General features: G+C 38.2%; 20 protein-coding genes and 1 tRNA gene. 13 read left to right on the top strand and 8 right to left on the bottom strand.

Annotated features, from left to right (window positions below; translation table 11 throughout):
• Positions 1 to 7: 7 nt before the first annotated feature.
• Both glyS and glyQ read right to left on the bottom strand, forming a co-directional pair.
• The gene (gene glyS, locus GTH25_RS16800; RefSeq protein WP_075671322.1) at positions 8 to 2,080 is read right to left on the bottom strand and encodes a glycine--tRNA ligase subunit beta; all 2,073 of its coding nucleotides are present in this window, start codon (positions 2,078 to 2,080) and stop codon (positions 8 to 10) included.
• 9 nt (positions 2,081 to 2,089) lie between these two features.
• Positions 2,090 to 2,995 (bottom strand): glycine--tRNA ligase subunit alpha, encoded by a 906-nt coding sequence (gene glyQ / locus GTH25_RS16795; RefSeq protein ID WP_004246832.1) that lies wholly within the window; start codon positions 2,993 to 2,995, stop codon positions 2,090 to 2,092.
• A gap of 238 nt (positions 2,996 to 3,233) precedes the next feature.
• Between glyQ and GTH25_RS16790 the strand changes: the two genes are divergently transcribed.
• Together GTH25_RS16790 and GTH25_RS16785 are read left to right on the top strand one after the other, a co-directional pair.
• Positions 3,234 to 3,818, top strand: a complete 585-nt coding sequence (locus GTH25_RS16790) for a DNA-3-methyladenine glycosylase I (RefSeq protein WP_109419307.1) — start codon at positions 3,234 to 3,236, stop codon at positions 3,816 to 3,818.
• A 170-nt stretch (positions 3,819 to 3,988) separates the two neighbouring features.
• On the top strand, positions 3,989 to 5,248 hold the full coding sequence (locus GTH25_RS16785) for a valine--pyruvate transaminase (RefSeq protein WP_164530759.1): 1,260 nt from the start codon (positions 3,989 to 3,991) through the stop codon (positions 5,246 to 5,248).
• Positions 5,249 to 5,513: 265 nt separating this feature from the next.
• Here GTH25_RS16785 and GTH25_RS16780 read toward each other — a convergent pair whose 3' ends face one another.
• Complete coding sequence (locus tag GTH25_RS16780) at positions 5,514 to 7,172, bottom strand: putative transporter (protein WP_075671328.1); 1,659 nt, start codon at positions 7,170 to 7,172, stop codon at positions 5,514 to 5,516.
• A gap of 404 nt (positions 7,173 to 7,576) precedes the next feature.
• Between GTH25_RS16780 and GTH25_RS16775 the strand changes: the two genes are divergently transcribed.
• Complete coding sequence (locus GTH25_RS16775) at positions 7,577 to 7,900, top strand: YceK/YidQ family lipoprotein (protein WP_075671330.1); 324 nt, start codon at positions 7,577 to 7,579, stop codon at positions 7,898 to 7,900.
• Between the two features lie 62 nt (positions 7,901 to 7,962).
• Here GTH25_RS16775 and GTH25_RS16770 read toward each other — a convergent pair whose 3' ends face one another.
• The gene (locus GTH25_RS16770; protein ID WP_075671332.1) at positions 7,963 to 8,268 is read right to left on the bottom strand and encodes a DUF5339 family protein; all 306 of its coding nucleotides are present in this window, start codon (positions 8,266 to 8,268) and stop codon (positions 7,963 to 7,965) included.
• Positions 8,269 to 8,570: 302 nt separating this feature from the next.
• Between GTH25_RS16770 and GTH25_RS16765 the strand changes: the two genes are divergently transcribed.
• From GTH25_RS16765 to GTH25_RS16730, 8 genes are all read left to right on the top strand, one after another.
• A tRNA-Pro gene (locus GTH25_RS16765) sits at positions 8,571 to 8,647 on the top strand.
• Positions 8,648 to 9,508: 861 nt separating this feature from the next.
• Entirely contained in the window at positions 9,509 to 11,116 is a 1,608-nt protein-coding gene (dppA, locus tag GTH25_RS16760; RefSeq protein WP_075671334.1) for a dipeptide ABC transporter periplasmic-binding protein DppA, read from the top strand.
• Between the two features lie 165 nt (positions 11,117 to 11,281).
• On the top strand, positions 11,282 to 12,301 hold the full coding sequence (gene dppB / locus GTH25_RS16755; RefSeq protein WP_075671336.1) for a dipeptide ABC transporter permease DppB: 1,020 nt from the start codon (positions 11,282 to 11,284) through the stop codon (positions 12,299 to 12,301).
• Positions 12,302 to 12,312: 11 nt separating this feature from the next.
• On the top strand, positions 12,313 to 13,215 hold the full coding sequence (gene dppC / locus GTH25_RS16750) for a dipeptide ABC transporter permease DppC (protein ID WP_075671338.1): 903 nt from the start codon (positions 12,313 to 12,315) through the stop codon (positions 13,213 to 13,215).
• 12 nt (positions 13,216 to 13,227) lie between these two features.
• Positions 13,228 to 14,211, top strand: a complete 984-nt coding sequence (gene dppD / locus GTH25_RS16745) for a dipeptide ABC transporter ATP-binding protein (RefSeq protein ID WP_075671340.1) — start codon at positions 13,228 to 13,230, stop codon at positions 14,209 to 14,211.
• Entirely contained in the window at positions 14,204 to 15,205 is a 1,002-nt protein-coding gene (gene dppF / locus GTH25_RS16740) for a dipeptide ABC transporter ATP-binding subunit DppF (protein WP_075671342.1), read from the top strand. Before dppD ends, dppF begins: the two co-directional genes overlap by 8 nt.
• Before the next feature lie 524 nt (positions 15,206 to 15,729).
• Complete coding sequence (locus tag GTH25_RS16735) at positions 15,730 to 16,440, top strand: HAMP domain-containing protein (protein WP_075673350.1); 711 nt, start codon at positions 15,730 to 15,732, stop codon at positions 16,438 to 16,440.
• A 186-nt stretch (positions 16,441 to 16,626) separates the two neighbouring features.
• The gene (locus tag GTH25_RS16730; RefSeq protein ID WP_235410057.1) at positions 16,627 to 18,105 is read left to right on the top strand and encodes an insulinase family protein; all 1,479 of its coding nucleotides are present in this window, start codon (positions 16,627 to 16,629) and stop codon (positions 18,103 to 18,105) included.
• Between the two features lie 157 nt (positions 18,106 to 18,262).
• Here GTH25_RS16730 and GTH25_RS16725 read toward each other — a convergent pair whose 3' ends face one another.
• From GTH25_RS16725 to GTH25_RS16710, 4 genes are all read right to left on the bottom strand, one after another.
• A complete protein-coding gene (locus GTH25_RS16725) occupies positions 18,263 to 19,273 on the bottom strand; it encodes a serine hydrolase domain-containing protein (protein WP_075673347.1) in 1,011 nt (336 codons plus the stop codon).
• A gap of 80 nt (positions 19,274 to 19,353) precedes the next feature.
• Positions 19,354 to 19,563, bottom strand: a complete 210-nt coding sequence (locus GTH25_RS16720) for a 2-hydroxymuconate tautomerase family protein (RefSeq protein WP_075673346.1) — start codon at positions 19,561 to 19,563, stop codon at positions 19,354 to 19,356.
• Positions 19,564 to 19,632: 69 nt separating this feature from the next.
• Positions 19,633 to 20,652, bottom strand: a complete 1,020-nt coding sequence (yhjD, locus tag GTH25_RS16715) for an inner membrane protein YhjD (RefSeq protein ID WP_075673345.1) — start codon at positions 20,650 to 20,652, stop codon at positions 19,633 to 19,635.
• Positions 20,653 to 20,982: 330 nt separating this feature from the next.
• Positions 20,983 to 21,372 (bottom strand): DUF1090 domain-containing protein, encoded by a 390-nt coding sequence (locus GTH25_RS16710; RefSeq protein WP_075673344.1) that lies wholly within the window; start codon positions 21,370 to 21,372, stop codon positions 20,983 to 20,985.
• A 180-nt stretch (positions 21,373 to 21,552) separates the two neighbouring features.
• Between GTH25_RS16710 and GTH25_RS16705 the strand changes: the two genes are divergently transcribed.
• A complete protein-coding gene (locus GTH25_RS16705) occupies positions 21,553 to 22,395 on the top strand; it encodes a 23S rRNA (adenine(2030)-N(6))-methyltransferase RlmJ (protein WP_075673343.1) in 843 nt (280 codons plus the stop codon).
• A 144-nt stretch (positions 22,396 to 22,539) separates the two neighbouring features.
• Positions 22,540 to 23,895: a glutathione-disulfide reductase gene (gene gorA / locus GTH25_RS16700; protein WP_099075969.1), complete on the top strand. Its 1,356-nt coding sequence runs from the start codon at positions 22,540 to 22,542 to the stop codon at positions 23,893 to 23,895.
• Positions 23,896 to 24,358 lie beyond the last annotated feature (463 nt).

Here is a 24,358-nt window from a genome sequence, read left to right as displayed (position 1 = left end):
TTACAACTTATTGTAAAACAGAAATATCCGCGACTTTTAAGAATAGTTCACGCAATTGACTTAACATGGTTAAACGGTTGATACGAACAGCTTCGTCTTCATCCATTACCATGACTTTGTCAAAGAAGTTATTGACCACATCACGTAATGAGGCCAGTTCAACTAATGCTTCTTGGTATTTGCGCTCTGCAAATAATGGTGCCAATTTATCTTGTAATACAGAAAGATTAGCTGCTAGTTGAACTTCTTCTGGGGCTTTTAAGACGGAAGCTAAAACGGTGTCATTCAGTTTTACATCAGCGGATTTAGCTAAGATGTTAGAAACACGTTTATTAGCTTCTGCTAATGCAGAGGCCTCGTCTAATGTACGGAAGTAAGTTACTGCTTTAACGCGAGCATTGAAGTCAGCAGGCTGTGTTGGGCGACGTGCTAATACAGCTTGAATAGTATCAATGCTATAACCCAGTTCTTGATACCAAGAACGGAAACGACCTAACATAAACTCAACCACATCACTGACCACATTTTTATTAGTCAGTTTGTCACCGTAAAGGCGAACCGCTTCTTGTGTCAGCTCTTCAATATCTAATGGTAAATCTTGCTCAACGATAATACGTAAAACACCCAGAGATGCACGACGTAGAGCAAATGGGTCTTTATCGCCTTTAGGATGTTGACCAATACCGAAAATACCTGCAAGTGTATCCATCTTCTCTGCAATAGCGAGAGCGCTAGCAACAGGATTAGAAGGTAATTCATCACCCGCGAAACGAGGCTGATATTGTTCTTTCAATGCAACCGCGACTTCTTCGGCTTCACCATCATGACGAGCATAATGCATACCCATAACACCTTGGGTATCTGTGAATTCGAACACCATATTGGTCATTAAGTCACATTTTGACAGTAAACCTGCACGGGTTGCTTTATTAACATCAGCACCCATTTTGCCAGCAATAAAGCCAGCTAATGCTTGAATACGGTCTGTTTTATCACGCAGTGTACCTAAATCTTTCTGGAATAATACGGTTTCAAGGCGTGGTAAGTTATCTTCTAAACGTTGTTTACGGTCAGTTTTGAAGAAGAACTCAGCATCCGCTAAACGAGGACGCACTACTTTTTCGTTACCACTAATGATCTGTTGTGGATCAGAAGATTCAATATTAGTGACGAAAATAAAGTTAGGTAATAATTTGCCTTGCTTGTCATAAACAGGGAAATATTTTTGGTCACCTTTCATCGTATAAACTAGCGCTTCAGCAGGAACTTCAAGGAATTTTTCCTCAAATTTTGCTGTTAACACAACTGGCCATTCAACTAATGAAGTGACTTCTTCGACTAAGCTATCGCTTAAATCTGCGATACCGCCAAGTTTTTCAGCAGCAAGACGGGCATCATGAAGAATAATTGATTTACGCGTTTCGTAATCAGCGATAACTTTTCCGCGCTCATAAAGAATTTCAGGATACTGGTCTGCATTATCAATAGTGAATTCAGCTTCACCCATAAAACGGTGGCCACGAATAATGCGATCGCTTTGGATACCTAAAATTTCACCATCAATAACGGTATCACCTAATAATAAGGTGACGGTATGAACAGGGCGTACAAAGTGAGTGTCTTTATCGCCCCAGCGCATTAATTTTGGAATTGGTAATTTTGATAATGCATTGCTTACCATGCCAATCAGTAATTGGTTAACAGCTTCACCTTTTACTTCTGCACGATAAAATAACCATTCACCTTTATCTGTTGATAAACGCTCTGCTTGGTCAACAGTAATGCCATTACCTCTTGCCCAACCTTCAGCTGCTTTTGTTGGTTTACCGTCAGCGTCAAATGCTTGAGCAATTGCAGGACCACGTTTTTCAATGGTTCTATCTGCTTGTGATTTCGCCATATTAGCTACTTTAATAGCTAAACGGCGAGGAGCTGCAAACCAAGATACATCACCATGAGTGATATTTGCGTTATCCAGTTCAGCAGTAAAATTAGCAGCAAAAGATTCGGCTAAAGAACGAAGCGCTTTCGGCGGTAATTCTTCTGTGCCGATTTCCACGAGGAAAGTCTCAGTTGTCATGATAGCCTCTTACTTTTTACACATAGGGAAACCAAGCGCTTCACGAGAAGCATAATATGCTTCAGCAACCGCTTTGGTTAAAGTACGGATACGTAAAATATAACGCTGGCGCTCTGTCACAGAGATAGCTTTACGTGCATCCAATAAGTTAAAGGTGTGTCCTGCTTTTAAAATACGTTCATAGGCAGGTAAAGGCAGAGGTTTTTCTAACTCTAACAACTCACGAGCTTCTTTTTCATATTGTTCAAAGCAAGAGAAGAGGAAGTCTACGTCGGCGTATTCAAAGTTATAGGTTGATTGCTCAACTTCGTTTTGATGATAGATATCGCCATAAGTGGTTTTACCTAATGGACCATCACACCAAACTAAGTCATAAACGCTATCAACACCTTGAATATACATGGCAAGACGTTCTAAGCCGTAAGTGATTTCACCCGTAACAGGTTTGCACTCTAATCCACCTACTTGTTGGAAATAGGTAAATTGCGTCACTTCCATGCCGTTGAGCCAAACTTCCCAGCCTAAGCCCCAAGCTCCTAAAGTTGGGTTTTCCCAGTTATCTTCCACAAAACGAATATCATGAATTGTTGGGTCTAAACCTAATTCTCTTAATGAGCCAAGATAAAGTTCCTGAATATTATCAGGTGATGGCTTAATGATAACTTGGAATTGGTAATAGTGCTGTAAACGGTTAGGGTTTTCACCATAACGTCCGTCTGTTGGACGACGAGAAGGCTGTACATAAGCCGCAGCGATAGGCTCTGGGCCTAATGCACGTAAACAAGTCATTGGGTGTGATGTGCCTGCACCCACTTCCATATCTAATGGTTGGACAATGGTACAGCCCTGGCGAGCCCAGTAATCCTGTAGTGTCAGGATAAGACCTTGAAAGGTTTTGGTATCAAACTTTTGCATGTTATATCCGCATGGCGATACATAGAATAAAAAGAAAGGTTTCAGTATACCTTCTAGACGAAAGATATACAGCAAGGAATGCGGGCAATTTTCCCTCGATCAAAAAAATAATCCCTTAATTGACTTTATGACTATGCTCAAAGAATTAGATTGAATTTTTTTTCACCCATTTACATGTATATTTATACAGTATATAAAATGGTGATATTACAAGTTATTGGTAACAAGGAATGAGAAAATGAATAAACAGCGTTGCGATTGGGTAACTAATGATCCTGAATATTTGGCATATCATGATGATGAATGGGGTAAACCTGAACGAGATAAATATAAGCTTTTTGAAATGATTTGTCTTGAAGGTCAACAAGCTGGGTTATCTTGGTATACCGTACTTAAGAAAAGAGAAGGTTATCGTCGCTGTTTTTTTAATTTTTCACCCGAAAAAATTGCCAAAATGACAGATAAGGATGTTGAAGCTTTATTGCAAGATCCCGCAATTATTCGTCATCAAGGAAAAATTAACGCCATTATTAATAACGCCCGTATTTTTATGGCAATGGAAGAACAAGGCGAAGATTTCAGTCAGTTTATTTGGCAATTTGTTGATAATAAACCCATTATTAATCAGTGGATTAATATTTCTCAAGTGCCCGCGTCCACTGAAATCTCGGATAAAATGGCAAAAATGTTAAAGAAAAAAGGCTTTAAATTTGTTGGTACAACAACTTGCTACGCTTTTATGCAAGCTGTTGGCATGGTTAATGACCATATTCTCTCTTGTTTTTGTCGCCAAGAAGAGAGTGAAAACGCCAATAAAAAGTAAAATATGAGTTGAGTTATCTTTAATGTAGAGTGTTATTGGCTTTATATTTCAATATTTAAAATCATATTAATATTACTACTCTATCATTTCGATTATAACTATTGATGCAGGTTAAAGCTCGCGGTATGGTATTTCTTAACGAGAAAGCAACATAGAAGATACCTGCAAAGATGACTCAATTATCACAATTTGGGCAAAAGTTTGCTCAGCACTCAGGCATTGCTCGCTTGATGCAAGACTTAAATGAAGGAATACGTACACCCGGTGCTGTGATGCTAGGTGGTGGGAATCCTGCCCATATTCCTGAAATGGATAACTATTTTCGCCAATTACTTAAAGAGATGACCGAAAATGGCTCATTAAGTGATGCGGTTTGTAATTATGATGGCCCGCAAGGCAAAGATACCATGTTACAAGCGTTGGCGGCATGTTTAAAACATAAGCTAGGCTGGAACATTTCGGCAAAAAATATTGCGCTAACTAATGGTAGCCAAAGTGCTTTTTTCTATCTATTTAATTTATTAGGTGGCACAACCAAAGATGGGAAGAAACGTAAAATTCTTTTCCCAATTGCCCCTGAATATATTGGTTATACTGATTCTGGACTAGAAGAAGATCTGTTTGTTGCGAATAAACCAACAATAGAAATGTTGCCGAATGGGCAATTTAAATATCATGTTGATTTTGCTCATCTTGAAATTGGTGATGACATTGCCGCTATTTGTGTTTCTAGACCAACTAATCCAACGGGTAATGTAATTACTGATGATGAAGTTGAAAAGCTAGAGGCTTTGGCTAAACGGCACAATATCCCTCTGATTATAGATAACGCTTATGGCGTGCCTTTTCCGGGTATTATTTTCACTCAAGCAACACCTCGTTGGAATGACAACACTATCCTTTGTATGAGCCTGTCCAAGTTAGGCTTACCGGGTGCACGTTGTGGCATTATTATCGCCAATGAAGAGCTGATTTCAGCCATTACAAATGTTAACGGCATTATTAGTCTTGCACCCGGTGGAATTGGACCTGCAATGGCATTAGAAATGCTAAAACGCGATGATTTAATGCGGTTATCTCAAGATGTGATAGGGCCCTTCTATCATCAACGAGTACTTGAAACTATTAATATTATACGTCGCTACTTACCTGAGGAACGTTGTCTTATTCATAAGCCGGAAGGTGCGATCTTTTTATGGCTTTGGTTTAAAGATTTACCGGTTTCTTGTGAAGAGCTTTACCGTCGTTTGAAAAAACGTGGTGTATTAATGGTGCCGGGACATTACTTCTTTCCGGGATTAGAAGATTCATGGGATCACGCTCATCAATGTATGCGGATGAATTACGTACCTGAGCCTAAATTGATTGAGAAAGGAATAAAAATTCTGGCTGAAGAAATCGAGAACATCTATCAGCCAGTGAATATCTAATAAAAATGCCCCTTCAGCGAGAAGAAGGGGCAAAGACAATAACGAGGACTTTTGAGCATAAGTTTGACGGAAAGAAATTGATCACTAAAAATTTAGCAATCCGTCTCAATCTAAATTTCTTAGCACGAGAACTATTAAAACAGACATTTATAAAATCTATGGCTTAAATAAGAGCCATTCATTGCCTTAATTATCCCTCTGCTAAGCCAAATGTGGATTTTGATAACAAATTTGGTTCAACTATTTAATATATTTATTATTTTTACTACAAAGTCCATATAATAAGTGCCATTAATTGTGGTGTTATGATTCGTAAAAACATTGCTAAAGGGTAAACTGTGGCATAGGAAAGCGCAGCAGCCCCACTTGAGCTATGAATTGAGTTTGCGAAGGCTAATGCAGGAGGATCGGTCATTGAACCTGCCAACATCCCGCAGAGACTTAAATAATTAAGCTTAAAGCAGATTCTGGCAATCACACCGACAATCAATAACGGTAATAATGTAATCAAAATACCATAACCAATCCAACTCAAGCCTTGACCATAAATTAAAGTTTCGACAAATTCACCACCGGAGTTTAACCCTACCACGGCAAGAAACATGACAATTCCCAACTCTCGCAATGCCAAGTTTGCACTTGGAGGCATAAACCAATAGAGCTTACCAAATGTACCAATACGCCCTAAAATTAAGGCAACAACAAGAGGACCACCAGCTAAACCTAATTTAAGTGCCACAGGAATACCGGGAATAAAAATAGGAATAGAGCCAAGTAAAACCCCTAAGCCTATGCCAATAAAGACAGGAAGCATTTGGACTTGTTCTAATTTCTGGCGAGCGTTACCTAACAGGACTGTAATGGCTTCAATAGATTCAGGGCGTCCAACAACATTAAGAATATCCCCAAATTGCAACATACTATTATTGCTCGGAATAAGTTCAATACCCGCGCGGTTCAATCGCGTCACTACAACATCGTATTTTCTTTTAAGATCCAGATCTTTTAAACGTTTACTGAGCACAGAATCATTCGTTACGACGACTCGTACTGATTGAAGTAAATTTGTTGATGTTGAAAGTGAAGCATCGACCTCCTCGCCAAGTACTAGACGTACTTTATTGAGGTCTTCTTTTGAACCCACAATATGCAGTAAATCCCCTAACTGAATAATCGTTGAAGGCATAGGTACCATAATGTTATCTCCACGCTTTAAGCGGGAGCAGACGATGGCATCTTCATTGAGCAGAGGAATATCTTGCATTAATAAGCCATCTAAATTGGGATTTTTAATCGCAATATTAATGGTATGTAGGGCATCTTTAGTACTGTGTTGTTGGTTACTAAAGGCTTTTGCTTCTTCATCAATGTTGATTTTAAAAAACACACGAATAAGCCACATAACTAGCAGAATGCCACAGATACCCATAGGATAAGCCATGGCATAGCCCATCCCCATTTGCCCCACAGAAGCCGGATCAACATGCAGATCAGTCAGTATTTGTTGCCCAGCACCTAAAGAAGGGGTGTTGGTGACAGCACCAGAAAAAACACCCAAAATAATAGGTAAAGGAACGTCAAATAGACGATAAATAGAAGCGGTTATGACTGAGCCCAGAAGAATAATTAAGATGGCGAAGGCGTTTAGTTTTAAGCCTGAAACACGCAGTGAGGAGAAAAAACCAGGGCCGACTTGGATACCAATGGTATAAACGAAAAGAATAAGTCCAAATTCTTGAATAAAATGAAGGGTTTGTGCATTCAGCGAAAAGTTATAGTGCTGAGCAAAATGACCAATAATAATTCCACCAAAAAGAACGCCACCTATTCCTAGGCTAACTCGATAGATTTTGATATTGCCAATCCAAAGACCTAGAGCGCCTGCTAATGACAACATCACCATTGTTAATGCAATATCACTCATAAAAAAGATCCTGTACCCAAAAAAATAAAAATGAGAAAATTTGAGCTAAAACGATAAACCTATTTTGGCAAAGAACCATGAAAGTCGCTGTGTCTTATCGCACAGATTCAACATATATAGAGATCAAAAAAACAAGAAAGATAAATATAGAGTTAAAGTGTTTATTTAAAATAATGAAGGTTGAATTTTAATATCTTCGAAACATAATAATTAATAATATTATTATGTTTTTTTTTATTAGGTAAATTGAAACATTCTCACGCTAGGCTTATTTATTTAATGACTAAAAAATTAAGCTTTTTTATATCATCTTTCTCTTGTCCTGTAAGAGAAAACAGGTTTAACTATATGATAAAAAGCGTTGACTACGGATCTCGTTTTATAGGTGCCCTATGATATTCAGAATGACAAGTAAAAATTTAGCATTAGTCACATTTTTGACGACATTACTGACAGGTTGCTCAAGCGTTATGACCCACGCAGGCCCGAATAAAGAATTTTATTCAGGGACAAAAAATAACATGACAATGCTAAAAGATGATGAAACCGGATGGGCAATGAAACCATTAGTTATTCTCGATCTCCCTTTTAGTGCCGTATTAGATACTTTATTATTACCTTACGATTATTATACTCAGGGTGATGATAAAAGTGATAATTCCCCTAAAGAACGCATAAAAAGATTGGAAAGTACAACGGCGAATAATAATCATGAAAATAAGAATTAATATCAAATTAATGACTAAATAATAAATAAGTAATTATATTTAGTCATTATCTGTTTGTTTGATTATTTATTTAGTACCGTTTCTTCTTTAGGTCCAAACATTTTATTCAAACTATTAAGCTCTTGCATTTCCTTATCACATATTACTTTTTGTTCTGTCAGAGGCGCTGTCATTATCTGCTTTTTGCTTTGCTCGAAGTTAGCCTTAATCTCCGGCATATTATGTTTTAGATCTTCTCTTTGAGAAATGTACTGAATAAATCTATCCGCTTCTTTAAAGTACACTCGGCAAGCATGAGCTGTAGATGCTTGAGCTGGAAGTGTGGTTGACAATAAAAGTAATGTGACACCCCACCAACATTGTTTCATTCTCTAAACTACCTACCTTATTTGACATAAGGGAATTATATAAAAAGCACACTAATTAGACGATAATAATTGAGAATAAATTTGTTATTTTTTTTCATGTTTTATGGGTAACGTAAAGAAAGCCATAGTAAAACGAAGATAGATAGGTAAGTAGGTGTGTTACAATGACGCTAAAACTCACCTCTTTTTATGATAAAAAAGTTAAAAATCAACCATTTTGGTTGAAAACCATACGAACAGTCAGGAGATACTAAAAAAGTATTGACGGAGTGAGTTTCTGGCAGTAAGATGCACCTCGTTTTCGGCGAGTAGCGCAGCCTGGTAGCGCAACTGGTTTGGGACCAGTGGGTCGGAGGTTCGAATCCTCTCTCGCCGACCATATTAAGAAACCCCGCTTTAAAAGCGGGGTTTTGTCGTTTTAGCCTTATCAAAAATGTCTCACTCTTATTTTTGATTTCACCATAAAAAGTATTTTTTCTCGATCATCTTACTTTTACCTCATCTCTCCCACACATTCCAAACTCCCATGCAACTCAGAAACAGAGAACCGTGGAAATATTTTCCAAGTCAAGATAAATATTGGCTGAAAATGCAGTGGATTTAGCTGGCCCATAAAGTCGTTTAGGCATTAAATTATTTTAGAAATTTTTTAATAAACAACCTAAAGAAGTCTGTAAATTTTCTTCCAACGCCACTTTTATGGACGATAGAACTTCTGATAATGCTTAAATAATATAAATTTTTCACTATGAAAGAATTAAAATCATTAATAACAGACTGAATTTCATGGTCTTATCTAGTTAAGTGATTTGCTAAGAGCTAAAAATTGATATTTTTCACTCTATTGCCTGATTAAAACTAAAATCAGAGATCCTCTAGCAAGGTGGCTATTTTTCTTCCATAACAGAATAAAGCACCAAGTTCTTTGTTTCATTTCAAAATATTCGTTCAATATTTAAGCGGTTAATCACAAATTATGGCTTTTTTTAAAATAGTCATTTCACTTAAGGATTTCTTAATGTGTGGTTTTATTGACTAGATATTAGTCAAAGACTTATTTTTTTATTCTGAGTTTGTTCGATATTCGTTTCATTTGTGTTTATAACTTGTTCTTTTTACCTTCCAACACCTTATTGACGTAAGGGAGTACAGTTGGTTAATTGAACAATGACAAAATAAAAAGGTATTCCGTTTTTAAACAGGAAACCAAAACACAACAGAACAATTTCGGAGAGTAATGATGAAAAGCTCCAAAAAACAGACAGGAATTTTGACCGCGACAATTGGATTACTCGCATTAGCTGTTTCTGCTGGTGTGCAGGCGAAAACATTGGTGTATTGCTCTGAAGGCTCACCTGAAGGATTTAACCCTCAGTTATTTACCTCTGGAACAACCTATGACGCAAGTTCAGTACCTATTTATGACCGTTTAGTTGAGTTTAAACTAGGTACAACAGAAATCATTCCAGGCTTAGCTGAAAGCTGGGATGTGAGCGATGATGGCAAAGTGTATACCTTCCATTTGCGTAAAGGCGTGAATTGGCATAGTAGTAAAACCTTTAAGCCAACACGTGAATTTAATGCGGATGACGTGATGTATACGTTTATGCGTCAAATGGATCCAAAACATCCTTACCATAAAGTGTCTGGTGGAAGTTATGAATACTTCTCAGGAATGGATATGAACAACATGATCGAGAAAATCGAGAAAGTTGATGATCATACCGTTCGTTTTGTTTTAACGCGTTCAGAAGCCCCTTTTATTGCTGATATGGCAATGGACTTTGCTTCTATATTATCTGCTGAATATGCGGATAATATGATGAAAGCGGGTACACCTGAAAAAGTGGACTTAGATCCTATTGGTACAGGGCCTTTCCAATTACAGCAATATCAAAAAGACTCTCGTATTCTTTATAAAGCTAATGACCAATATTGGGGTAAAAAACCAGATATTGACCGTTTAGTCTTCTCTATTACACCTGATGCCTCAGTACGATATGCAAAACTGCAAAAAGGTGAGTGTCAGGCAATGCCTTTCCCAAATCCTGCTGATATTGCGAAGATGAAACAAAATAGCGATATCAACTTATTAGAGCAACCAGGCTTAAACGTAGGTTATATCTCTTTTAATGTTGAGAAAAAACCACTGGATAACCAAAAGGTTCGCCAAGCATTAAGTATGGCGGTGAATAAAGACGCCATTATTGAAGCTGTTTATCAAGGTGCAGGTCAGAAAGCGAAAAACCTTATCCCTCCTACAATGTGGGGTTATAACGACGATATCGTTGATTACGAATATAACCCGGAAAAAGCCAAAGCACTGCTAAAAGAAGCGGGTCTTGCAGATGGCTTTACTATCGATTTATGGGCAATGCCAGTACAGCGACCTTACAATCCAAATGCACGTCGTATGGCTGAAATGGTACAAGCGGATTGGGAAAAAATTGGCGTTAAAACCAAGATTGTAAGTTACGAGTGGGGCGAATATCTCAAACGTGCTAAATCCGGAGAACACCAAGCAGTGATGATGGGTTGGACAGGGGATAATGGGGATCCAGATAACTTTTTCGCTACGCTATTTAGTTGTGCGGCAAAAGAGCAAGGATCGAACTATTCAAAATGGTGTTATAAGCCATTTGAAGATCTGATCCAACCTGCTCGAGTCGCAGCCGATCACGATAAGCGTGTTGAACTCTACAAACAAGCTCAAGTTGTTATGCATGATCAAGCACCTGCACTGATTATTGCTCACTCGACCGTTTATGAACCAGTGAGCAAAAAAGTAGAAAACTACGTAGTTGATCCATTAGGTAAACATCACTTCGAGAATGTCTCTCTTAAATAATAGCAATACCTAATCGTTGGATTGCTTTAAATATGGTGTCTTTCTTTATGAAAGGCACCACTATTCAATAATAACGAATACATTCAGTACACTGTGGGCGCAGGGGACTTTCCCCTGATTTATCAGCGCTATCTTTTAGCTGATGTTTGAAAAGAGAATTAGGATATGCTGCAATTTATCCTTCAACGTTTGGGACTTGTGATCCCTACGTTTATCGGAATTACATTACTGACGTTTATTTTTGTCCATCTTATTCCCGGTGATCCGGTAATGATTATGGCGGGTGAACGTGGCCTTTCTCCAGAGCGCCATGCTTATTTAATGGCAGAATTGGGGCTGGATAAGCCTTTATGGCAACAATATATCAATTACCTAAATGGCATTTTCCATGGTGATTTGGGTATCTCATTAAAAAGTCGCATTCCTGTATGGGATGAATTTTTACCTCGCTTTAAAGCCACTTTAGAACTTGGCGTGTGCGCCATGATTTTTGCGGTTTCAGTTGGTATTCCTGTGGGCGTTTTAGCTGCGGTGAAACGTGGCTCTATCTTTGATCATACTGCGATTAGTGTGTCATTAGCAGGTTATTCTATGCCAATCTTCTGGTGGGGGATCATGTTAATCATGCTGGTGTCTGTGAAATTAGACCTTACACCTGTCTCTGGGCGCCTTGCTGATAGCGTCTTTTTAGATGACAGTAATCCACTCACTGGATTTATGCTGATTGATACCTTTATTTGGGGTGAAGAAGGGGATTTCTTAGATGCTGTCCATCACATCATTTTACCTGCCATTGTATTAGGAACTATTCCTTTAGCTGTTATCGTGCGTATGACACGCTCTTCGATGCTTGAAGTATTAGGCGAAGATTATATTCGTACTGCAAGAGCAAAAGGCTTAAGCCGTGCTCGAGTCATTCTTATCCATGCATTACGTAATGCGATGTTGCCTGTTGTCACAGTTATTGGGCTACAAGTCGGGACAATGCTGGCAGGTGCAATCTTAACAGAAACCATTTTCTCATGGCCGGGATTAGGACGCTGGTTGATTGATGCTTTACAGCGACGTGACTACCCCGTTGTTCAAGGTGGTGTGCTTTTAATTGCAACGATGATTATCTTCGTCAATCTGTTGGTTGATGTTCTTTATGGCATTGTGAATCCTCGTATTCGCCATAAAAAATAAGGAATGCATAAATGACTGAAAATAAAGTAACACCGGTCATCAGTGCACCGGCTCCCATGACGCCCTTCCAAGAATTCTGGCATTATTTTAAACAAAATAAAGGTGCCGTTGTTGGGTTAATCTATATTGTAATTATGTTGCTTATTGCATCACTTGCAGGTTTTCTTGCACCTCATGCCCCTAATGAGCAATTTCGTGATTTCTTATTGGCACCTCCTGTTTGGCAAGAAGGCGGAAGCTGGCAATTTATTTTAGGTACAGATGATGTTGGCCGCGATATTCTTTCGCGCCTAATGTTTGGTGCTCGCCTTTCATTATTGGTGGGCTGTATTGTTGTCGTACTGTCACTTATTTTAGGAATTATTCTAGGGTTAGCAGCAGGTTATTTTGGTGGTCTTGTGGATATCGGCATAATGCGTGTTGTTGATATCATGCTGGCACTACCTAGTTTATTATTGGCACTAGTATTGGTCGCCATTTTTGGTCCCTCTATTGTTAATGCTTCTATCGCATTAACTTTTGTTGCCTTACCGCACTATGTTCGACTGACTCGTGCCGCTGTTTTAATTGAAGTTAACCGCGATTATGTGATTGCCTCTCGTGTTGCGGGTGCGGGTTCAATGCGTCAGATGTTTATCAATATCTTACCTAACTGCCTTGCGCCTTTAATTGTTCAAGCCTCTTTAGGTTTTTCTAATGCAATCTTAGATATGGCGGCATTGGGCTTTTTAGGCATGGGCGCACAACCACCAACACCTGAATGGGGGACCATGTTATCTGATGTGTTGCAGTTTACACAAAGTGCATGGTGGGTTGTGACGTTTCCTGGTCTAGCGATTTTGTTTACCGTATTAGCCTTTAACTTAATGGGTGATGGTTTACGAGATGCGCTTGATCCGAAATTAAAGCAGTAACGGAGTAAGAACATGGCACTACTAAATATTAATCAACTATCTGTTCACTTTGGTGATGAAGATACTCCGTTTAAAGCGGTAGACCGAATTAGTTATCAGGTTGAAGAAGGGCAAGTAGTCGGTATTGTCGGGGAATCAGGTTCGGGTAAATCTGTTAGCTCGTTGGCGATTATGGGGCTTATTGATTTTCCGGGGCGAGTGAGCGCACAAGAGCTCTATTTTGATGGTAGAGATCTTATGAAGATCTCTGAATCAGAGCGACGTAATTTGGTCGGTGCCGATGTTGCGATGATTTTCCAAGATCCAATGACAAGCTTGAATCCTTGCTTTACGGTTGGCTATCAAATTATGGAAGCGTTAAAAGTTCATCAGGGGGGAAGTCGTAAAACACGCAAACAACGTGCTATCGACCTTTTAACGCTAGTTGGAATTCCTGATCCAGCTTCTCGCTTAGATGTTTATCCACACCAGCTTTCAGGGGGAATGAGTCAGCGTGTTATGATCGCAATGGCGATCGCTTGTCGCCCTAAATTATTGATTGCTGATGAACCAACCACTGCGCTGGATGTCACTATTCAGGCACAAATCATAGAGCTTTTGCTCGACTTACAAAAACAAGAAAATATGGCACTAGTGTTGATCACTCATGATCTCGCATTAGTAGCAGAAGCTGCAGACACTATTATTGTGATGTACGCGGGGCAAGTAGTGGAATCTGGAAAAGCATCAGAAATTTTTAAAGCTCCTCGCCATCCTTACACTCAAGCATTATTAAGAGCACTTCCTGAATTTGCGAGCAATAAAGCGCGATTAGCATCACTACCGGGCGTTGTACCGGGACGTTATGATAGACCAACAGGCTGTTTACTCAATCCACGTTGCCCATATGCTCATGATGAATGCTATAAGGCTGAGCCTGAATTAAAAGAATTAGGAATGCACCGTGTGAAATGTCATACACCGTTAGATAATGCAGGGAGACCTACCCATGGCTGAAGTTAATCCAACTGTATCAACTCCCTTGTTAAAAGCGGTTAATTTGGCGAAATATTACAGCGTAAAAGGTGGGCTTTTTTCAAAAGAGAGAACAGTTAAAGCCCTTGATGGTGTCTCTTTTGAATTAGAGCGCGGTAAAACCTTAGCCGTTGTTGGTGAATCGGGATGTGGCAAATCCACATTAGGCCGATTATTAACAATGATTGAGATCCCTACTTCTGGAGAGCTTTCTTATCGTGGTCAAAATCTGTTAATTAAAGATAAATCGGCTGAGAAGTTACGTCGCCAGAAGATCCAAATTGTGTTTCAAAATCCTTATGGATCATTGAACCCGCGTAAAAAAGTGGGGCAAATTTTAGAAGAGCCTTTATTAATTAATACAACACTGAATGCCTCTGAGCGTAAAGAAAAAGTATTATCAATGATGGCTAAAGTTGGATTAAAAACAGAACACTATAGCAGATACCCACATATGTTTTCTGGTGGTCAACGTCAGCGGATTGCTATTGCGCGTGGTTTGATGCTTGATCCAGATATTGTAGTAGCAGATGAACCTGTTTCTGCACTGGATGTATCTGTTCGTGCTCAAGTGCTGAATTTAATGATGGATCTGCAACAAGATATGGGGCTCTCTTATGTGTTTATTTCCCATGATCTTTCGGTTGTCGAGCATATTGCAGATGAAGTTATTGTAATGTACTTAGGGCGTTGTGTAGAAAAAGGAACAAAAGCGCAAATTTTTGAAAATCCACAACATCCTTATACGCAGGCATTATTATCAGCAACACCGAGATTGACACCTGAATTAAGGCGAGAGCGTATTAAATTAACGGGAGAATTGCCAAGCCCATTAAATCCGCCACCGGGTTGTGCTTTCGCCGCTCGTTGTCGTCGTGCATTTGGACCATGTAGTCAATTACAGCCAACATTAAAAGAGTATAACGGTCAGCTTATTGCTTGTTTTGCTGTGGAGCAAGATAACGCAATAGTTTAAATAAACGCATCTCATTAAATAAGAACAATATATTGATTTATATTGTTCTTATTTTTTTCATTAATAATATTTAATTAATCTTAACTAAATAATCTAATAATGATTTTATAGATATCAAATATTATATTTATGTGAATTTTTTAAAATATACACTTCAATGATATTAATGAAAAATAATATTTTCCATTAAGAAATATACAACGCTTAGCATTGTGTTTTAACTTGGGGTTAAGGATTTAATAGTGTTTAATTTTATATGCTCTGGTGTTTTTTAGTGAATTGTATCTTTTCATTAATATAAAGTAGATTTGTTGTAAATAACAAAGAGAGAGTAATATTTTATTTTTATTTTACTATTTTTATCTTATAGCTATACTCAAATAATAATAATTATATATTTATTTACTTTCATTTTAATGGATGGACGCTTTTTATAACGTTGTTTTCTTTATTGAGAGTGATACATAATCATAAAAATACAGTATAATCACTCTGATCAGACATGTATATTGGAAATAGCAATGATGAAACCTCATCTTAAACATTCATTAACAATAAAACAGATGGCCGCTGTTGCGGGCGTTACGTTGGTGACTATTGCTATTTTTATCAGTATTCAACTTGTTTATTTGATAGATCAACGCCGTGAAGATTATCAAAATCAGCTTTTTAATGCCGGTGTAAGTATCCAGCAACCACTCGCTGATGCATTGTTACGGTCAGATTTGAACGATGCTAAACAACAGATAGTTGCACTAAAAGCGACGGGGATTTTGGGTAAAGCGATTGTCATGCAACCCGAGAATGTGCAAGTAATGAATTTAGATTTTGCACCCAAAAAAGAAGTCTCTGAATTTTCAAGTTGGCTTTTTGGTATTCCCGTTGAAGCTGTTGTTCCTTTACAACCATTAGGTATTACTTCAACAGATGATAAATCCTATAGTGGTCATCTCATTTTACAGGCTGACACAAACCGTTTTTATCGTTTTGCCAGTAATACTGTCGCATTGATGCTAACAACATATCTGTTGATGGGGCTTATTCTGACGGTTGCTATTAGTTGGTGTATTAATCGTATTGTTGTAAAACCTTTACGCCAAATCGCCGTCACCCTTAATAAAGATAGCCAAGTTTCAGCGTTATCTTGCCCAAAATCACATTGTGATGATGAGATTGGTTTGCTGGTTAAAGGATATAATCATCAAAAATCTGATCAAAAATTGCCGAAGGTCTGAACCTTCTTACGCCATAATGAGTCTAATCACTATAGTGATTTCATTTCATGTTTTTGTGGTGATAAAGAATGATAAAACAAAAAATAGACATCCAACATCTAACATGTCTTTTGGCACTTATTGTTAAACCTCATAAGTGGTTTAATACCAAGGATTAATACAACAGAGGTTCACATGCAGGGTGTAATGACACGAATTTTATTGGGAAGCGTTATGTTCGGCGCTGTTGTTTGCCAAGTTCAAGCAGAGGCTTTACAGCCTGATCCGGCTTGGCAAGAAGGGCGACTAGCAAATGGCTTTCAGTGGCAAATATTACAAACACCGCAACGCCCAAATGATAGAATACAGATCCGTTTATTAGTTAATACGGGGTCTTTATCAGAAAAAAGCAGTGAAACGGGTTTTTCATCCTTAGTGTCCAAACTCAATGTTTTGGAAAATACAGGTTTAACGCCAGAGAAACGCGATAATCTATGGAAAAATGCGCTAGATCCTGACTATCCGTTACCTCCAATGATCGTTTCATATGATTTTACTGTTTATAATCTAAGTTTACCGAACAACCAGCCTGAGTTGTTAAAGGATGCTTTTGCATTATTAGCAGGTATTGCTAAACCTGCACAATACACAGAAAATGCGGTTCGTAACGCAGTTCAATCACCACTTCCGATTGCAACATTTCCTGTTAATATTGAAGCTCCTATCTGGCGCTCACGTCTTGAAGGCTCTAATTTAAAAGGCCACAATCCGGGCAAACCCGTTAATCAATCAGTAAATACTAAAGAGTTGTCGGATTACCAACAGCGTTGGTACACCCCAGATATGATGACGCTTTATGTTGCAGGTAATGTTGATAATCGAGTATTAACTGAAAGTATTAATCAGGCTTTTTCATCTCTATCAGGAAAGCGTGTAACGCCAGTTCCAGTCCCTGTTCTTGCTGATATGAAACCTGAAACGTTATATGTACAAGAGCCTATGCGTGCAAAAGACCAAATTGCTTTAATTTGGGATTTAAATTGGTCGCCAGTAAAAGATTCTGATACGTTAAATAAATATTGGTTAAGTGATTTAGCTCGTGAAGTGATTTTCGTACATTTAGGTCGTAGCCTTGAACAACGTAAAGAAAATGACAGCACTCAAATTAACATTGATTGCCGAGTACAATATCAGCGTGCAAGTTGTTCTTTAAATCTTGATACTGCTACAGCACACATTCCTGCATTAGCATCATGGGTAGGAGAAGAATTGGGTCGCTTGCGTAACCAAGGTATCAGCGATGAGTTGTACCAAGAGTTGCAACAAGAGAAACAACTTCAATTAACTCAATTATTTGCGCGTTATGCAAAAACCAGTACGGCTATTTTAATTAATCAGCGTCTGTTATCGCAACAAAGCAATATTATTGATATTCCACCTGAACAATATCAGCGCCTACGCCAAGCATTTTTAGCGGGCTTAACAAAAGAGACGTTAAATCAGGAACTTTCAAGAGTTTTATCTGAAGATATTGCATTTGTGCTAACGCAAAGTGGTGAAACGCCAACTGTAAATCTAGGTGAATTGCGCATTCAATTTGAAAAGCAAGTTCATCCAGAAACGGCAAATACATCTGTTCCTGTCACAACGACTACACCCAGTAAAGCAGTTGAAACCCAGCGGTAACAACTCCAGCGGTAGAAACAACACCAACGAAGAAATCGTAATAGAGCAAAGATAGGCTGATATTGAAAATATATCAGCCACAAAGCAAACAAAAAGCCAAAAGTGTTATTTCTATATTTGAAGTGACCCCAATTTTTGGCTTTTTATTTGTTTGATCTTAAAGACGTTTAAAAGCTTCTTTAATAATAGCTATCAAATCGTCACGGTTATTTCGTTGGGTTGTAAAACCTGCAATAGCAATCTGTTTTTCAGGTAAGTAATACGCTGCTGAGCCCCAGTAACCAAGGTGATAGTAAAGCGTACCTAGACTAGTTTCTTCAGCCATTAAACCTAAACGATAATTTGCAGCCCCAGAGTGTGAGCCTTGCCATTTCATCTCTTTTAAGGTTGATGGATGCAAGTAAACTCTATCTTCGAAGAGATCAGCTGTAAATTTAGCTAATTCAAGGGTTGTCATCACAAGTCCGCCACCACCAAAAGCATCCATTGAAGCATCAATATGAGTTCCTTCATGTTCGCCTATAAATTGTCTGGCACGCGCTTTGGGATGCTTGGGTTGTGGTTCTAAACCTTCCCACCACGTTTGTGGCAAATCTAAGCCTTGAAAATGCAATAGTTCACGAACGGCAGTAGCCATATCTTTTCTCATAAACTGAGAAAGAATATCACCTAGCAAAATATATCCTGTATCTGAATAAATGAAGCGTTTCCCCGCAGGGATAATGGGAAAAACTTGTTGAGTATAGCGTGTAATTTGCTCTTCTCGTGTCCATTTATGAGAGGGATCTTTAATTACATCTTCAAGATAAGCTTCATTTGCATGATCGAATAAACCACTGCTATGGCTTAATAAATGGCGTAGTGTAATGGTCTTAAGATCATAGCCTAGCTCTAATAATGTCTGTTGATAATTAGCACTTAAATACTTCGTTATGTCATCATCAAGAGACAGAGCATTTTGTTCCCATAAACGTAAAAAAGCGGCAGCGAGAAAGGTTTTTGTATTACTAGCGATTCGAAAAGGCGTATCTACAGTTAATTTTTTCTGGGTACTTTCGTCGGCAAATCCGTGTGCCATACCAAAAGGGTATTGGATGCCTGCGCCTGTAATATAGATAGCACTTGCTGAAGGTAAGGCATGAAAAGCATCAGTTATTGATTGAACCATAGTTACTTCCTTATCTGTCAGGAAAATAAATCAGCAAAAAGGGTGTACTTGGCACCCTTTATTTATATTGCAGAAATTCATTATTTATTTTTTGTTGCTGCTCGTAATTCTGTTACTGTTTTACCGCCTATTCCCCAGTTGTCTGTTTCAACTTCATCAATTACTACAACGGTAGTCGCTGGGTTTTTACCTAATACATCAACCAAAAGTTGTGTTGCTCCCACAATAAGTTGCTCTTTTTGCTCAGCGGTTGCACCTTCGCGTGTAATTTTAATATTAACGTATGGCATTGTTTTTCCTTATTACGTTATTTATAGGTGGTTAATGCAGGGAATTAACCATATAGTTTTATCATAAAGTTAAGATGTTGATTGCGTTTCAGCCAGCTGTTCTTTACGCATATTTGGGCCATCAGTGGCTATCCATGCGGCACAAAAGAGCGTTAATCGGGCAAAAAAGTAGAAGAAAGCCATTAAACCTATCACTGAACCAAATGCAGCGCCTGAAGGTGAACTGGCTATTCTTGGTAGCATCCATGTCATTACCGATTTCAAAATTTCAAAACCGATCGCAGCGATAAGAGTACCTTTAATAAGTGAAATCCGTTTGGGCTGATGACGAGGCAAGATCCACAAAATCCATAAAAAGAGTAAATAGTTTGCGGTAATGGAAATAGTTAAGCCGATTGTTGTCCATGCTGGTGTTAGCCATTCAATACCATCTAACCCTAGTGTATGAACAATCATTCTTTGGGCTGAACCTGCCACAGAAGTTAGTGTAATAGTGACAATTAACGCAAAAAGTAAGCCAATTAGCGCTAAAAAGTCACGAAAATAGCGGAAATAGATTTTTTCTTGCTCTTCTTTATTTCTTTCCCAAACGGGGCGTGATTGCGCCAAAATTGCTTGGCGTAAATTACCCACCCAATTGACACCAGAATAAAGTGCAATCGCTAAACCAGTTAAACCAACAGTTGTACGCTGGCGAACTGCGGTATCAATACTCTGTTGAACAGTGGATGCAAGCGTTGGGTCATCAATGCTATTTGCAACACCTGTAATTAATTTAGCGAGTAAATCTGGGTTTGAAGCTAAAACGAAACCCGCACAAGCAAAGGAAAGCATTAATACAGGGATTAATGATAAAAATGAAAAGTAGGTAATGGCGGCACCAAACTGATTTCCCATTCTGTCAGTAAAACGTTCGGCGGTGCGAATTAGATGTGCAATAAAAGGAATGTTAGTAATAAAATTACTGATTTTAATCCCAACACCAATGGCTTTTTTTCCGCCATGGAGCCCTTTTTCCAGCCCTTTTTTGAGCGGCTGAGTCAGTTGAGTTTTTTCATTTTCTGTTTGGGGTTGCTGCTCTTCTGACATATATCCTCTTTAATTAGATCTGTCCATTTTTAATAATTGAGTGTCACTACTATAGTTTTCACTCAAAAATATCATAGCTTAATTTCTATTACACACCTTATGCTTATTGTAATTAGCCACTGATTTAGGAGATGTATTTGTTTGTTCTGGCTTAAGTGTAGATGATGCTCTATCAAAAGGCGTAGATAATCTTGTACTTAATAAAGGATAAAAAACCAATACAGCAATTCTGAAATTAAGTTTAGTTTAATAAGAGAATGGCTACTCACTTATTATTTTATTCTGTATTTCACAGTCAAATAAGGAGTAGGCATTAATTACTGATAATGACTACTTTGTCAGTAGATTTAATTCATCTTCAATGGCTTTTAATTCTGCTTTTTCTTCAGCCAGTTTTCTTTCTTGTTTAGCAATTTTATCTGCATCACCTTTAAGTTGCGCTTCTTTTAATTCAAGTTCACGCTCTTTGACATCGAGTTGTTTTTCACGTAATTCAAGGCGTGTGTTTTCAACCACTTTTTCTGGTGTGCAATAGCGTTCAACATTTTGCAATGCTCGCTCTAAACCTTGGATACGGTATTGATTACCATGTGCTTTCGCATATTCCATCTGTTTTTGGATATTTTGTTTTTTTATTTCGCAGCCATTGATTGATCTATCAGCATAAGCATTACTTGCGAGTAAACTTAGGGTTATGGCAGTAAAAAGTAATTTTTTCATCTTATTATCCTATTTAAACTAAAGTGAAATATGGACTTATCATAACGGTTGAATACTAAGACACAACGTTTCTTTCGCTTTCAATGAAGAAGTTCGGCTTTTTCTGATACACTGAGTTTAATCACGATTTCAGAGTAAATTAATTACTAAGCTATACTTATTTCTAACGGAAGATAAAGAATGCTGAGCTATCGCCATAGTTTCCATGCTGGCAACCACGCCGATGTTTTAAAACATATTGTTCAAACACTCATCATTGAGTCTTTAAAAGAGAAAGAGAAACCTTTTCTTTATCTTGATACTCATGCTGGCGCTGGACGTTATCAATTAACCAATGCTCATGCGACTCGCACTGGCGAATATTTAGAAGGGATTGCGCGCTTATGGCAACAAGAAGAGGTGCCAGAGCTTATTTTGCCTTACCTTGAAGCGGTCGGAGAATTAAACGCAAGTGGAGAACTGCGTTATTATCCTGGATCTCCTCTATTAGCGGGAAAATTACTAAGAGCACAAGATTCTTTAGTACTAACAGAATTACATCCAACAGATTTTCCTTTATTACGTACTGAATTCTCTCGTGATGAGCGAGCTAGAGTTTCTCGTGAAGATGGTTTTGGTCAATTAAAATCTAAGTTACCTCCTCCAAGTCGTCGTGGATTTGCATTAATTGATCCACCTTATGAGCTTAAACAAGACTATTCTGCTGTTGTTAAAGGTGTTGTTGAAGGCCATAAGCGCTTCGCGACGGGAACTTATGCGATTTGGTATCCTGTTGTTCATCGTCAGCAAATCAAACGTATGTTAAAAGAGCTTGAAGCAACAGGGATCCGTAAGATTTTACAAATCGAATTAGCAGTAAAACCTGATAGTGATCAATTGGGAATGACGGCATCAGGGATGATTGTGATTAATCCACCTTGGAAATTAGAATCACAAATGAAATCAATACTCCCTTGGTTACATAAAACCTTAGTTCCTGAGGGGATTGGACATACATTAGTTGAGTGGGTTGTACCAGAATAAGCATCTTTATTATTGTTTTTGCCTATTACTGTAAAAGTTAAAATCTAACGTGCTATGTTTTAAATTTTGTCATAATAGACATCATGATATGAAAGACTTAGCCTGTGAGTTACCTATTTTTCTACAGATAAATGGATCAGAGAAATGACGAGCAAACATTACGATTATATCGCCATCGGTGGCGGTAGTGGCGGTATCGCTTCAATTAATAGAGCGGCAATGTATGGCCAAAAATGTGCATTAATTGAAGCGAAAGCATTAGGTGGCACTTGTGTAAACGTGGGTTGTGTACCTAAAAAAGTGATGTGGCATGCAGCCCAAATTGCCGAAGCTATTCATCAATACGGTCCTGATTATGGTTTTGATACCACAGTGAACCGTTTTGATTGGGATACACTCATCAGTAGCCGTTCTGCTTATATTGACCGTATTCATCAATCTTATGACCGTGTTTTAGGCAATAACAAAGTTGATGTTATCCAAGGGTTTGCTCGTTTTGTTGATGCCAATACTATTGAAGTCAACGGTGAGAAGATCACGGCTGATAATATTCTGATTGCAACAGGCGGCCGTCCTGTTCAACCTAATATTCCGGGCGCTGAGTATGGTATTAATTCTGATGGTTTCTTTGAATTAAAAGCCTTACCAAAACGCGTTGCTGTTGTTGGTGCTGGTTATATCGCTGTTGAACTTGCTGGTGTATTAAATGCTTTAGGTAGCGAAACACATCTATTTGTGCGTAAACATGCACCACTGCGTAATTTCGACCCATTAATCGTTGAAACACTGTTAGAAGTGATGGAAACCGAAGGGCCTAAGTTACATACACATGCTATTCCTAAAGCTGTGATTAAAAATGCAGATGGAAGTTTAACGCTACAACTAGAAAACGGTACAGAGCAGACTGTTGATACTTTAATCTGGGCAATTGGACGTGAGCCTGCAACAGATAACCTGAATCTGGCAGTAACGGGCGTCGAGTTAAATGAAAAAGGTTATATCAAAGTTGATAAATTCCAAAATACCAATGTAAAAGGTATTTATGCGGTTGGCGATAACACAGGAGCGGTTGAATTAACACCCGTTGCTGTTGCCGCCGGGCGTCGTTTATCAGAGCGTTTATTTAATAACAAACCTAACGAACACTTAGACTATTCAAATATTCCGACCGTTGTATTTAGCCATCCTGCTATTGGTACTGTTGGTTTAACAGAGCCCCAAGCGGTTGAGCAATACGGTGCTGATCAGGTCAAAGTATACAAATCGTCTTTCACAGCGATGTATAGTGCAGTGACTCGTCATCGTCAACCATGTCGTATGAAGTTGGTTTGTGTTGGTGCAGACGAAAAAATTGTTGGTATTCATGGTATTGGTTTTGGTATGGATGAAATGTTACAAGGCTTTGCTGTTGCACTGAAAATGGGCGCAACGAAAAAAGACTTTGATGATACTGTGGCAATACACCCAACTGCAGCAGAAGAATTTGTTACGATGAGATAAGCTATATTTATACAGCTTACTTTTATAATTACATGAAAAGCCAGAGTTAACTCTCTGGCTTTTTTATTGAAAAATTGTACTTAGCCCCGTTTTGTTTCGGACTCAAACATCCTCTTTTCTACCTATTTTCCCAAAAAAGCATATTCGTCTACTAACTAACCAATAAACCAGTGATTAAGTAAAATTATCGACTTGTAAAAAAAAGGTTATTACCTAATCGATATCCTCTTTTTATTTTATGCATTTGTGCGATGGGTTTTGCTTGTTTTGTAAACAAATATTGACAGGTTTACATACTGATTTGTATCTAAATGTTAATTAAATAAACAATTATATTTTTTATTAATAATGTTAAGGTGGGTAATTATATCTTTATTTATCATAGAGTAACCTAGACTCATTCAGGGAAGGAATGTCTTTAAATGATGTTTTTTTATGAGAAAAATCGATTAAATTGACCATA

It is taken from the genome of Proteus terrae subsp. cibarius, from assembly GCF_011045835.1.
In the GTDB taxonomy this organism is placed as follows: domain Bacteria; phylum Pseudomonadota; class Gammaproteobacteria; order Enterobacterales; family Enterobacteriaceae; genus Proteus; species Proteus cibarius.
This window is presented reverse-complemented; position numbering and strand designations above follow the sequence as displayed.